Here is a 12,075-nt window from a genome sequence, read left to right on the forward strand (position 1 = left end):
ACCTCAGTTGTATACGATCAAATCTTGCTCGGTCTTCTTGTCCGAATAGGGGATCCCTCCAGTTGGATCGGCATAGCCCACCGCCAGCAGCATCACCGTGCGCTCGTGGTAGGCCAGGCCCAGTTTTTTCGCCAGTTGGCGTTCCTTTTCTTCCACATCCGGCCAGTTGATCGAGCAACTGGACAGACCCAGGCTTTCCAGCGCCAGCATCAGCTGCATTGCCGCCAGCGAGCCGTCGATATAGATGACGTGGCGGTCGCGCGCTTCCGGATAGCAGCCCAGATCGCCCACCACTGCGATCACGCAGGGCAGGTTGTCGTGAAAGCCCGCGGTGCCGCCGGCGCACTGGGCGACTTCCGCGGCCTTGGTCCGGTCGTTGCTGACGTAGAAGCGAAATGGCTGACGGTTGCAGGCCGAAGGCGCGAGCGCCGCGGCTCTGACCGCTTGCTCGATCAGCTCATTGGCGACCGGCTTGTCCTGATACCAACGCACCGAGCGGCGGCGGCGGAACAGCACCATCAGTTCGTCATAACTGACCGGGCACGCCGGCAGCTGGCTATGCGGGTAGGGCACGCAACGGCTGGATTGATCGGGGCGTTGCGCGTTGGCAAAGGCCTGTTTAGCCGAGTCGATGCGCGGCGTGCTGCCGACTGCGGAGAAGTAATCGCCCAGCACGTCGTTGGCCCAGCGCTGCTGGCCGTTGACCATCCCCGCCTGAGTCGCATCTGCGAAGCAGCGTACCGTCGGGCCGATGTAGTCCTCGGCGAAGGTGGAGCGGCGGGGGCGCATGATCAGACCCTTCTCCAGGCGATGCACGTTGCGCCGCAGAAAGGCATCGTTCTCGCCTTTGCTGCGCATCAGCCGGGCGAACCGTAGGCGACCCAGCAGCACCGCTCGGTGCTCGCGATCGAACTCGCGGCTGATCAGGCAGTAATAAACAGAGGACAGGAAGCCATTGGCGGAAAACAGCCGGACCAGCGTCAGGCGGGCATTGTCCCGGGTGGCCTTGAGCGCGGCCTTGATCGGGTCGGGCAGGGCCTTGGCAAGTGATTTCAAGCTCATCGACTGGCTCCTACGGCACTGAATGCATAACGGAATGGACTGAACATGGATTTGGTCATCATGTAGAACACCGGCCGGGTCTTCTTGTGCACCAGCAGCGCGGCGTAGGAGGCGACGGCATAGGAAATCAGCGTCGCCATGGCAGCACCTTCACCACCGTAATGGGGAATCAGCACCAGATTCAGGCCGATATTGGCCAGCGCTCCAAGGCTCTGGGTGATCAGCGAAAACATCAGCGCGCCCTCGATCAGGATCCAGCGGCTGAACGCCGCGCGCATGAAAATGAACACGCCGCCCCAGATATGGATGGTGAGAATCGATGCGGAGTTTTGGTATTCGGCGCCGAACAGCAGTGCGATCAGCGGCCCGGCGATGAGCGACACCAGCACCGCAACGGCGATGGCAAGAATGAACAGCACATCCAACAATTGCTGGAAACGCAGGTTGAAACGCGCCGCATCGGCCGCATGCAGCTTGATCAACTTGGGAAAGAAGGAAGCAACGATGGCCGTCGGCAGGAAATACCAGGCTTCGGAGAGCTGCGCGGCGACCGCATAAACGCCGACCTCTTCGGCGCCGACCATCCACTTGAGCATCACCTGATCGATCTTCATGTAGATCACCGCGAAGATCGAGCCGAGGTAAATGATCCAGCCCTGGCTGAGCAGCTCCTTCGCCTTGGCGAAACTGGCTTTCCAGCTCATCAGCGAGACGGTCGTCGTGCCCTTATAGAGCATCGCCAGAATCACCGCCGCAAGCACGAACTGCGCGGTATGGGCAAACGCGAAGGCCACCACGCCGGCACCGCCAAGGGCCAGCAACAGCTTGAGACCGGCCGACAGCAAAATCGCAGTGGATTTGGCGATCGCCGGGTACTTGGCCTGCACCTGCGACTGGAACCAGTACTCGACCACATCGAAGGTCTGAAAGAAGATCGCCGTCGAGACGATCAACAGCATCCAGAATTCGGTGCCGCCGATTTCTTCAAACAGCAGCGAGTAGATGAGGATCAGCGTGAAGCCAATGGTCATCCCCGCCAGCTTCAGCACGAAGGTTGTGCCGAGTGTTTCCGGTATTTTATCCGGCTGCTGGACCACCTCGCGCACCACCAGCCCGGCGAGGCCCATGTGCCCGGCGGAGGCGAAGATGGCCGTCATCGAAATCGCGTAGGAGAGGATGCCGAACTGCTCCGGTCCTAGATACCGCGCCAGCAGTATCGCCGTGAGAAAACCTACGCCGATGTGTAAAAGCCGCTCCGCCATCATCCAGGAGGCGTTGAAGAGGTAAAGCTTGAGCTTGTTGAAAAGGGTATGGATCGCTGTCATCGAATGGCCTAACTCCTCAAGGCTGCTGGCTCCGTGGTGGCAGTCATATGCCCGGTTTGTTGCGCTGGAGTGCGGCGACGCTCAGCTGACCGCAGTAACCCCCTCATGTTCCGATGATCCGCGGAACGGAAATGTATCGAGACCGTTACCAATGTTCGGCGCTGTTGCTGCCTGGCCAATGGCTATGCCGACCGAACCCTGTATTCGCGGCATGTGCGGGCTAAAGCGCCTGGCGGGGCGTGCGGGCTTGGAAAAACAGGAATCCGCCGACCTGCGGAGCGCGCCCCGATCAGCGGTATCGTCACGAAGATGGGCTTTGGCCGATCGTGCCGCTTAATCCTGGTGGCCTTTTCATTTCAAAAGTTGAACTTTTGCCATCACACCCGCTCTTAACCCTGCGCCGCTTGTTAGCCGCTCCATAACCCGTTTCGACGCGTCATGGATCGCCTAGCACGGCGCACGGCCCGCCACGTTCGGGCCGTCGGCAAAGCTGCCGCGAAGGATCTCGCAAGCGCCTGGATGGGCGTAGGGAATTGCCGCTCGGAGCGGCTCAAAGGAACAGGACTCAGCGCCAAACAGAAAAGCCCCGCATCTCACGATGCGGGGCTTTTTTGTATGTGTTGCCCCCAGTAGCTTCAGCCAGCAAACCTAGTAACACTGCCGCTATGCGTTCCGGCGAGCTTCGTACCTGCTTCCTCTTTCAATCCCATCCTCATGCCCGTCTTCGAAAGCCAGAACCGGCATACAGGGGCAGGCGCACCTGGTCACACTAGGGCCAACCCGGCGTAACCTGGACTAGCGCGATCTAAGCCTTACGCCGAAAAGACCGCCACGCGCGCGGTCACACCGTCTTCAGAAGCCTACTGTCGATGAGTGAATGCGAGTGGCTCGCCGGATTGTATGAACATGACGACGGTTTTCGGACCCGAGTCGTCATGCAGCGTCACGGTTTTGCCGTGGCGAATACAAAGATTTTGGTTACCCGCTTGTGCTGTGCATATCCCAATTGAGGGCGGCGCTCTATCCCGTTTAGTGCCGATAGCCAACCGCTGGAATCAGGCTTTACGTCTTTCCGTACGTTACCCCCAGGATCTGGCCGATTCCTTGCTGGATGCCACGCTGCTGGGCAGCCGCGGCCTACGCCTCTGCCTGCTGCGTTACGGCCAGGACGATTACAACTGCCTGCACCAGGACGTCTATGCGGAACACTTCTTTTCTCTGCAGGCCATGGTTCTGCTGTCTCGGCCGGGCGTTGATTTCACCGGTGGTGAGTTCGTATTGACCGAGCAACGTCCCAGGATGCAGTCGCGCGTAGAAGTCGTCCCCCTCGAACAAGGAGACGCTGTGGTGTTTGCCGTTCAACATCGCCCGGTTCCCGGGAAACGGGGCTTTTATCGGGTCAGCATGCGTCACGGGGTCAGTCGGGTCCGCTCTGGAAACCGCTACGCGACAGGGATCATCTTTCACGATGCGCCGTGACAATCGCTACACGGCGGCGCGGGGATGCCGGGCCTGACAGGCCGGGCAATTGCGATGCACAAGCACGCCCTGGTTGGCGAGGGCCTACAAAAAAGCCAGGCGCTGCCTGGCTTCTTCATACGCGAACAGGGCGCATGAACTGCGCATCAAGCGGTTAGCGAGCCAGCGCTGCAGCACTTGCCCGGGCGCTGTGCAGCTTCTTGTAGCTTTCAATCAAGCGCAGGTGCCTGTCGAGGCCTTCCAGTTTCATGCTGGTCGGCGTCAAGCCGAAGAAGCGAACGTTGCCGTTCACCGAGCCGATTGCAGCGTCCATCCGCTCGTTACCAAACATTCTGCGGAAGTTGACTTCGTAATCGGCCAGTTCAAGTTCGTCGTCCAGTTGTATTTCAAGTACTACATTCACGGCCTGATAGAACAAATCGCGTTCGACGGTGTTGTCGTTGAACTGCAGGAAGGTTTCCACAAGCTCTTTCGCTTCATCATTTTGCTGCAGGGCAAGATAGATCAGCAGCTTCAGCTCAAGGATCGTTAGCTGGCCCCAAGCTGTGTTGTCGTCAAACTCAATACCGATCAAGGTGGTGATATCGGCGTAGTCATCCAGTTCGCTTTCGACCAATCGCTCGACCAGTGCACGCAATTCGTCATTGCCCAGGCGATGTAGATTCAGGATGTCTTCGCGAAAGAACAACGCCTTGTTGGTGTTATCCCAGATCAAATCGTCGACCGGGTAAATCTCTGAGTAATCCGGCACCAGAATTCGGCACGCAGTAGCGCCAAGCTGGTCATATACCGCCATGTACACTTCCTTGCCCATGGTTTCGAGAATGCCGAACAAGGTGGCGGCTTCCTCGGTGTTGGCGTTTTCTTTTTCACTGGAGCCGCCCTGGCTCGAAAAGTCCCACTCAACGAACTCGAAATCTGCCTTGGCACTGAAGAAGCGCCACGAAACGACTCCGCTGGAATCGATGAAGTGCTCAACGAAGTTGTTCGGTTCCGTTAACGCGTAGCCTTCGAAAGTCGGCTGGGGCAGATCGTTCAGCCCTTCAAAACTGCGGCCTTGCAGCAACTCCGTCAGGCTGCGCTCGAGTGCTACTTCCAAACTGGGGTGCGCGCCGAACGAGGCAAACACACCGCCGGTGCGCGGGTTCATCAAGGTGACGCACATCACCGGAAATTCCCCGCCCAGCGACGCATCTTTCACCAGTACAGGAAAGCCCTGTTCTTCCAAGCCCTGGATACCCGCCAAGATGCCGGGATATTTCGCCAGCACCTCTTGAGGCACATCGGGTAGGGCAAGTTCGCCTTCAAGGATTTGGCGCTTCACCGCGCGCTCGAAGATTTCCGACAGGCATTGCACCTGTGCTTCGGCCAGCGTGTTGCCGGCGCTCATGCCGTTGCTGAGGTACAGGTTCTCAATGAGGTTGGACGGGAAATACACCACCTCGCCATCTGACTGACGTACGAAGGGCAGCGAGCAGATGCCACGCGCTTCGTTGCCGGAGTTGGTATCGATCAGATGCGACCCACGCAGTTCGCCATCGGGGTTGTAGAAGTTGAGGCAGTACTCGTCGAGGACCTCTGCGGGCAGCGCATCGTTGCGGCCAGGCTTGAACCAGCGTTCATCGGGGTAATGTACGAAGGGCGCGTCGGCGATCTCTTCGCCCCAGAACTGATCGTTGTAGAAGAAGTTGCAATTGAGCCGCTCGATGAATTCGCCCAATGCCGAGGCCAGGGCCGCTTCTTTCGTAGCACCCTTGCCATTGGTGAAGCACATCGGCGACTGCGCGTCACGGATATGCAGCGACCACACGTTGGGGACGATATTGCGCCAGGAGGCAATTTCAATCTTCATGCCGAGGCCCGCCAGAATGGCCGACATGTTGGCGATGGTCTGTTCTAGCGGGAGGTCCTTGCCAGCGATATAGGTGCTGGCATTGGAGTCCGTATCGAGCATCAGCAGTGCCTGAGCATCGGCATCGAGGTTTTCGACTTCTTCGATGACGAACTCAGGCCCGGTTTGCACCACCTTTTTAACGGTGCAGCGGTCTATGGAGCGCAGGATGCCCTGGCGGTCCTTGTCGGAGATATCCGCCGGCAGCTCGACTTGAATCTTGAAAATCTGGTTATAGCGATTTTCTGGGTCAACAATATTGTTTTGTGAAAGGCGGATGTTGTCTGTGGGGATATCGCGCGTCTGGCAGTACAACTTCACAAAGTAGGCTGCGCACAGTGCTGACGAGGCTAGAAAGTAATCGAACGGTCCCGGTGCCGAGCCATCGCCTTTGTAGCGGATCGGTTGATCAGCCACCACCGTGAAGTCATCGAACTTGGCTTCAAGTCGAAGGTTGTCGAGAAAATTAACCTTGATTTCCATGCGGGACTCCCTCAGGGGTTCTGCCAACAAATCTCGACGATGCGGAGGCTCGTCTGGAGTCTGGAGCGGACCTGTGGTTTCGGCTGCGGTAGCGAAGAGGCGCGGGGGATGATTTCCGCTTAGCCGTTTATCGACGCCGTTTTGCGTACGACAGAAAAAACAAAGGCCTGCATTGCTGCAAGCCTTTGTTTTGTATGGTGCCGGCACCAAGAGTCGAACTCGGGACCTACTGATTACAAGTCAGTTGCTCTACCAGCTGAGCTATACCGGCTAAAAGATGGGCGCCATTATAGCGATTGCTTAGCGCGAGTAAACAGTTTATTGGCGCTTGTTTGCATCTCCTATTTCAAGTGGTTGCGCTTGGTACGTCGAGCTCTGCAAGCAGCATCAGATTGCGCGGCGTGATTTCGGAAGGGCAGAAGGTGCCGAGCCGTACCTCATAGCCGTTTTCAGAGAGCAATAGAGCGCGGTCGAGCAACAGCCAGAGCTCCAGCGGTCGGCGGAACAGGCCACGCAGCAGTTCCAGGTTGCGAACTTCAGCAAGGCGCTGCCAGCCGCGGCGTTCGAGCGCGCTCCAGTCCAGGGTGGGTGGTTCGGGGAGTGCTTTCAGGGCTGCCAGGTCCCGGCAGTAGAGGTCGAAGCCTTTCTTCAACCAGCTGGTCGGCAGTGACGGTGTTGGCAGGTAGCTGTCCTCGCCGCGCAGCTCACGTTGGAGCAGGTCGAAGCCCAGGCGCCAGGCCATGGAATGGTCGCGCTGACGGCGTTCGCGGGCGCCGGCGGTCACCGTTTCGCTGAGTGGGAGGCCGAGATCGTCGCGCGACAAGGCGAGCGCCGACCGTGCGGCTAGTTGTGACAGCGGCTGATAGTGGTCGGTCTGGATGCGGTTGTAACAGCAGGGTGCGATTGCCAGCTGACGGCAATGCTGCGTGATGCTCAGGGCGATCAAGCGCACGTGGAGATCGCCGCACGCATGCAGCGCCACAGGGGTTACAGTCGGGCTGAGCCATGCAGCGGCTTCCTCGCTCATCACGTCTTGTTGGAGATGTTTCGCGTCGATACCCAGTCGTTGGCTGAGCAGGTTACCCGCTGCGACCAGAGCTGGGTCCCATTCCAGACAGGTCAACATGTTGCCAGTACTGGTAAGCCGCCGCCCGAGGTGGCCTTTGCCTGCGCACCAGTCGAGCCAGTGTCGAGGCGCTTCGGCGAACGCCAATGCTGAGCCGAACGCTTGGATCTGCAGCCATTTTCGCCCGGGTACGTCAACCGATTGTCGTGAGTCGATTGGGTGATGTGGTGAATGAGGCAGTTCGTCCACGTGGCTCAGCGCAACGGCTTGCGCGGCCAGTTGCGGAAACGGGGCGGGCGCCGGCAGGTCGGCGGGGTGGTTATGCGCCGCTTCGGCTGCTTCCAGCGAACGGCCACGTAGCCAGCGCGCTAGCTCGGGATGATCTGTTTCCCACGCGAGGTGGTGCTGAGTGAACGGCCGCGGTTGCCACAAAGGCTGATGCCGCAGTAAGAACGCGTCGAGCTGCTCGAAGCGTTCGGCAAGTTGCGGGTAGCTGGCGGAATGGGGGGGCATGGGCGATTGGCGATGGCGGCTTTGCGCCTATGATCGCGCCTAAACCCTCTGCCGAAAAGCGAGACGCCCGTCGAAACGGGCGTCTGCGTGCTGCTATTTGCCGTAAATCTGCTCGGGCAGCCAGGTGACCAATCCGGGGAACTGATAGGCGATCACCAGTAGCAGAAGCTGGATCAGGATGAAGGGCACCACGCCTTTGTAGATGGTACTGGTGGGCACGGATTTCGGTGTCACGCCACGTAGGTAGAACAGGGCGAAGCCGAACGGCGGCGTGAGGAACGAGGTCTGCAGGTTCAGGGCGATCATCACGCCGAGCCACACTGGATCCAGACCCATGGCCAGCAGCACCGGGCCGACGATGGGCACTACCACGAAGGTGATCTCGATGAAGTCCAAGATGAAGCCCAGCAGGAATATCACCACCATGACCAGGAAGAATGCGCCGAGCACGCCGCCTGGCAGCTGTGCGAACACATCTTCGATCAGTGCTTCGCCGCCGAAGCCGCGGAACACCAGCGAGAACAGCGAAGCGCCGATCAGGATCAGAAACACCATCGCGGTGATTTCGGTGGTGCCGTAGGCGACATCGCGAAGCTGGCCGAAATTCAATTTGCCCTTGTAGAAGGCCAGAATCATCGCGCCCAGCGCGCCGAGAGCCGCGGCCTCGGTGGGCGTTGCGTAGCCCGCGAGGATCGAGCCGAGCACCGCGCTGATCAGCAGCAGCGGAGGCACCAACGCATTGATCAGCTTGCCCCACTCGATCGGGCCGAGTTCTTCCTGCGGCAGGGCCGGCAGCTTCTTCGGCTGCAGCACGGCAACGGCGATGATGTAGAGGATATACAGGCCGACCAGCAGCAGGCCGGGAAGCAACGCGCCAATGAACAGATCGCCGACCGAGACGGTCTTCGGCGAGAAAATGCCCATCTTTAGCTGCGCCTGCTGATAGGCGCTGGACATCACGTCACCCAGCAGTACCAGCACGATAGACGGTGGAATGATCTGACCCAGGGTTCCGGTGGCGGCGAGTGTGCCAGTGGAGATGGCCGGGTCGTAGCCGCGGCGCAACATGGTCGGCAGCGCCAGCAGGCCCATGGTCACAACCGTAGCGCCGACGATGCCGGTGCTGGCGGCAAGCAGCGCGCCCACCACGCAGACGGAGATTGCCAAGCCGCCACGCAGAGTGCCGAACAGCCGCGACATGGACTCGAGCAGGTCTTCGGCCACTCGGCTTTTTTCCAGCATCACGCCCATGAACACGAAGAGTGGCACGGCAAGCATGGTCTGGTTGTTCATGATGCCGAACAGGCGGTTCGGCAAAGCGCTCAGGTAGCCGGCATCGAAAGTGCCGGTGAGGATGCCAATGCCGGCAAATAGAAGCGAGACGCCACCCAGGGTGAAGGCCACTGGGTAGCCGGCCATCAATGCCACGCAAATGCTGACGAACAGCAGTATCGCCATCAACTCAGCCATGCTTCACCTCCGGCTCCGGCAGGCGTCCGGCAACGATGTAGGCAGCCTTGATGATTTCCGATATGCCTTGCAGGGCCAGGCTGACAACCAGAACCAGGATGATGCTCTTCTGTAGGAAAACGAGTTTCAGGCCGCCCGTTTCGCTGGAAGCTTCCAGCGTCGCCCAGGAATTGCCGACGTAATCCCAGCTGGCCCAGCCGAGAAACAGGCAGACGGGCAGAAGAAATAGAAGGGTGCCAAGTACTTCGACCAAGGCCTGGTAGCGGGGGCTGAATCGCTGATAGAAGATATCTACGCGAACATGGCCGTTGCGTTGCAGGACCCAGGCGGCGGCGCCCATGAAGACCAGCGCGTGGGCATAGAGAACGGCTTCTTGCAAGGCGGTTGCGCCAATACCGAAGCCATAGCGCAGCACCACTACCAAGGCTGTGCCGAGGACCAGAAACAGGGTCAGCCAGGCGCAGGCCTGACCGAAGCGGGCGTTCGCAGCGTCGATAAAGTGCGCGACACCGAGCAAGGGAGGGGCATGTTTCGACATGGCAGATCCTTTATTGTTATGGCCCAGACGGCCGGCGATTCTAGGCGTCGCCGCGACAAGGCCGCAACCAGCAGTACTACGTACGTAGTCGCTATACGTAGTCGCGGCGCTTGAGCGAAAGATAGCCATATGATAGCTAGAACCACCTGAGTACGGCATTCCGATATTCAGCATTACAACAACAAGGAGTTACCCATGAAACGTCGTCAAATTCTGGCCGCCGCGGGCGTTGGCCTGGCTGCTACAGCGCTGGCCGGCTGCAATAAAGAAGCCGAGACCGCTGCCCCATCCGAAGGCAGTGCAAGCGAAGGCACTGCAAGCACCGAGAAATTCAACTGGAAGATGGTCACCTCCTGGCCGAAGAACTTCCCGGGCGTGGGCGTCGGTGCTGAGAACTTCGCCAAGCTGGTCAATGAAATGAGCAGTGGGCGCCTGACGGTCAAGGTTTATGCCGCTGGTGAGCTGGTGCCCGCGCTGGAAGTATTCGATGCCGTCTCTCGCGGTACCGCCGAAATGGGACATGGCGCCCCCTACTACTGGAAAGGCAAGGTCCCGGCGGCGCAGTTCTTCTGCGCACTGCCGTTCGGGCCGAACGCCCAGGAAATGAACGCCTGGCTGCATTACGGCGGCGGCATGAAACTTTGGGAAGAGGTTTACAAGCCGTACGGCGTTCTGCCGATGGCTTGCGGCGCGACCGGCGTGCAGACTGCTGGCTGGTTCAACAAGGAAATCAATTCGGTCCAGGATTTCGAGGGCCTGAAGATGCGTACCCCGGGCCTAGGCGGCGAAGTGCTGACCAAGATGGGCGGCACCGTGGTCAACATGCCTGCCGGGGAGATTTTCACCGCGCTGCAGACCGGCGCCATCGACGCCACCGAGTGGATCGGCCCGTACAACGACCTGGCCCTGGGCCTGCACAAGGCATCGAAGTACTACTACACGCCGGGCTGGCAGGAGCCGAACGTGACCTTCGAGCTGGACGTCAACCTCAAGGCCTGGGAAACCCTGCCGGACGACCTCAAAGCCATCGTTCGGGCTGCGGCCCGTGCGGTCAACGGCGACATGCTCGACGACTACAACGCGAAGAACATGGAAGCGCTCGAACAACTGCGCGAGCAGGGCGTCGAAGTTCGCCGTCTGCCGGATGACGTACTGGCGCGTCTGAAGGAAGTGGCCGCCGAAGTGGTCGATGCCTCCGCCGCTGCCGACCCGGTTGCCGCCAAGGTCTGGGAACAGCAAAGCGCCTATCTCAAGCGCCTGTACGAATATGCCGAGCTGAACGAGAAGGACATCTACAACATTCGTGGCTGATGGCCGCAAGCCGTCCGAAACGAGAACGCCGCCCGATGGGCGGCGTTCTCGTTTCAACCTGCCGAATCAGCTTTCCAGTGTCGCGCTCAGGCTGATCTGCGCGTTGAGAACCTTGGATACCGGGCAGCCTTCCTTCGCCTGATTGGCGATCTGCTGAAACTGGCTTTCATTGGCGCCGGGGACTTTGGCTTTCAGCGTCAGGGCGATGGCCGTGATCGAGAAGCCTTCGCCATCCTTGTCCAGCGTGACTTCGGCGGTGGTATCGATGCGCTCGGCGGTGAGGCCGGCCTGGCCAAGCATCATCGACAACGCCATCGAGAAACAGCCGGCATGAGCCGCGCCGATCAGCTCCTCGGGATTGGTGCCGGGTGCGTCTTCGAAACGGGTGTTGAAGCCGTAGGGATTGTCCTTCAGTGCGCCGCTCTGGGTGCTAATGGCGCCTTTGCCGCTTTTCAGGTCACCTTGCCAGACGGCGGATGCAGTTTTTTTCATGGGTTCCTCCGGATGCCTAGAGTTGAACGAATGGCGATGTCGGTCGCGGTGCCGTGTCAGGCAATGCGTCCGGGCGTTCGGCTAGCCTGCTTGCTACTGCTGTTCGGCTGCGAGAATGGCGCTCGCCAGCTGCATATCACTGGCCTGCAGTTCGGGTTGCTCGCTGCGCATCTTCAGCAGCATCGCTTCCAGATAAGGGCCGCGGATGGCGCCATCGCTGGCAACGAAGCTACCGGCGTCTTCACGTGCGGCGGCGACCAGCTTGTCGTCGCGGAAGGTCATGTAGGTAGAGGCAGTGGTCGCGCCCGAAGAGAGAATCTGTCGGACGAAATCGCCGTCGGCCATTGCCGCGCCAAAGGGGACACAGCTCAAGGTGATTGCCGCCAGTATTGATTTGCGCATGATGGGTGCCTCCGCTTGATCCTCCTCTAGAGAGTGCACCGCG

10 protein-coding genes and 1 tRNA gene are annotated in these 12,075 nt (G+C 59.7%); 2 read left to right on the forward strand and 9 right to left on the reverse strand.

The genetic code is table 11. The features are described from left to right. Positions 1–3: 3 nt before the first annotated feature. Both V6943_RS05070 and V6943_RS05075 read right to left on the reverse strand, forming a co-directional pair. Positions 4–1,062 (reverse strand): nitroreductase family protein, encoded by a 1,059-nt coding sequence (locus tag V6943_RS05070; protein ID WP_181103224.1) that lies wholly within the window; start codon positions 1,060–1,062, stop codon positions 4–6. Continuing rightward, positions 1,059–2,387 (reverse strand): flippase, encoded by a 1,329-nt coding sequence (locus tag V6943_RS05075; protein WP_340552785.1) that lies wholly within the window; start codon positions 2,385–2,387, stop codon positions 1,059–1,061. The genes V6943_RS05070 and V6943_RS05075 overlap by 4 nt, the downstream gene beginning before the upstream one ends. 906 nt (positions 2,388–3,293) lie before the next feature. Between V6943_RS05075 and V6943_RS05080 the strand changes: the two genes are divergently transcribed. Beyond that, on the forward strand, positions 3,294–3,866 hold the full coding sequence (locus tag V6943_RS05080; protein WP_340552786.1) for a 2OG-Fe(II) oxygenase: 573 nt from the start codon (positions 3,294–3,296) through the stop codon (positions 3,864–3,866). 154 nt (positions 3,867–4,020) lie between these two features. Here V6943_RS05080 and V6943_RS05085 read toward each other — a convergent pair whose 3' ends face one another. The 5 genes from V6943_RS05085 to V6943_RS05105 all read right to left on the reverse strand — a co-directional run bounded on the left by V6943_RS05085 (position 4,021) and on the right by V6943_RS05105 (position 9,827). Continuing rightward, entirely contained in the window at positions 4,021–6,240 is a 2,220-nt protein-coding gene (locus tag V6943_RS05085; protein ID WP_340553033.1) for an OsmC domain/YcaO domain-containing protein, read from the reverse strand. 195 nt (positions 6,241–6,435) lie between these two features. Next, positions 6,436–6,511, reverse strand: a tRNA-Thr gene (locus V6943_RS05090). A 75-nt stretch (positions 6,512–6,586) separates the two neighbouring features. After that, entirely contained in the window at positions 6,587–7,819 is a 1,233-nt protein-coding gene (locus V6943_RS05095) for a methyltransferase (protein WP_340552787.1), read from the reverse strand. Between the two features lie 93 nt (positions 7,820–7,912). Then, positions 7,913–9,289, reverse strand: a complete 1,377-nt coding sequence (locus V6943_RS05100) for a TRAP transporter large permease (RefSeq protein WP_131649033.1) — start codon at positions 9,287–9,289, stop codon at positions 7,913–7,915. After that, positions 9,282–9,827, reverse strand: a complete 546-nt coding sequence (locus tag V6943_RS05105) for a TRAP transporter small permease subunit (protein ID WP_131649032.1) — start codon at positions 9,825–9,827, stop codon at positions 9,282–9,284. Before V6943_RS05105 ends, V6943_RS05100 begins: the two co-directional genes overlap by 8 nt. Before the next feature lie 195 nt (positions 9,828–10,022). Between V6943_RS05105 and V6943_RS05110 the strand changes: the two genes are divergently transcribed. Then, a complete protein-coding gene (locus tag V6943_RS05110; RefSeq protein WP_131649031.1) occupies positions 10,023–11,138 on the forward strand; it encodes a TRAP transporter substrate-binding protein in 1,116 nt (371 codons plus the stop codon). A gap of 66 nt (positions 11,139–11,204) precedes the next feature. Here V6943_RS05110 and V6943_RS05115 read toward each other — a convergent pair whose 3' ends face one another. Next, on the reverse strand, positions 11,205–11,630 hold the full coding sequence (locus tag V6943_RS05115; RefSeq protein ID WP_131649030.1) for an OsmC family protein: 426 nt from the start codon (positions 11,628–11,630) through the stop codon (positions 11,205–11,207). A gap of 93 nt (positions 11,631–11,723) precedes the next feature. Further along, entirely contained in the window at positions 11,724–12,032 is a 309-nt protein-coding gene (locus tag V6943_RS05120) for a DUF2388 domain-containing protein (protein WP_131649029.1), read from the reverse strand. Positions 12,033–12,075: the final 43 nt, after the last annotated feature.

Origin of the sequence: Pseudomonas sp. CBC3 (assembly GCF_037967085.1) — a bacterium.
In the GTDB taxonomy this organism is placed as follows: Bacteria; Pseudomonadota; Gammaproteobacteria; order Pseudomonadales; family Pseudomonadaceae; genus Stutzerimonas.

What these genes read in the sequence shown, in the direction of transcription:
- V6943_RS05120 (WP_131649029.1), bottom strand. Translation starts at nt 12,032, where the DNA reads ATGCGCAAATCAATACTGGCGGCAATCACCTTGAGCTGTGTCCCCTTT.
- V6943_RS05105 (WP_131649032.1), bottom strand. Translation starts at nt 9,827, where the DNA reads ATGTCGAAACATGCCCCTCCCTTGCTCGGTGTCGCGCACTTTATCGAC.
- V6943_RS05095 (WP_340552787.1), bottom strand. Translation starts at nt 7,819, where the DNA reads ATGCCCCCCCATTCCGCCAGCTACCCGCAACTTGCCGAACGCTTCGAG.
- V6943_RS05075 (WP_340552785.1), bottom strand. Translation starts at nt 2,387, where the DNA reads ATGACAGCGATCCATACCCTTTTCAACAAGCTCAAGCTTTACCTCTTC.
- V6943_RS05110 (WP_131649031.1), top strand. Translation starts at nt 10,023, where the DNA reads ATGAAACGTCGTCAAATTCTGGCCGCCGCGGGCGTTGGCCTGGCTGCT.
- V6943_RS05080 (WP_340552786.1), top strand. Translation starts at nt 3,294, where the DNA reads ATGACGACGGTTTTCGGACCCGAGTCGTCATGCAGCGTCACGGTTTTG.
- V6943_RS05115 (WP_131649030.1), bottom strand. Translation starts at nt 11,630, where the DNA reads ATGAAAAAAACTGCATCCGCCGTCTGGCAAGGTGACCTGAAAAGCGGC.
- V6943_RS05070 (WP_181103224.1), bottom strand. Translation starts at nt 1,062, where the DNA reads ATGAGCTTGAAATCACTTGCCAAGGCCCTGCCCGACCCGATCAAGGCC.
- V6943_RS05100 (WP_131649033.1), bottom strand. Translation starts at nt 9,289, where the DNA reads ATGGCTGAGTTGATGGCGATACTGCTGTTCGTCAGCATTTGCGTGGCA.
- V6943_RS05085 (WP_340553033.1), bottom strand. Translation starts at nt 6,240, where the DNA reads ATGGAAATCAAGGTTAATTTTCTCGACAACCTTCGACTTGAAGCCAAG.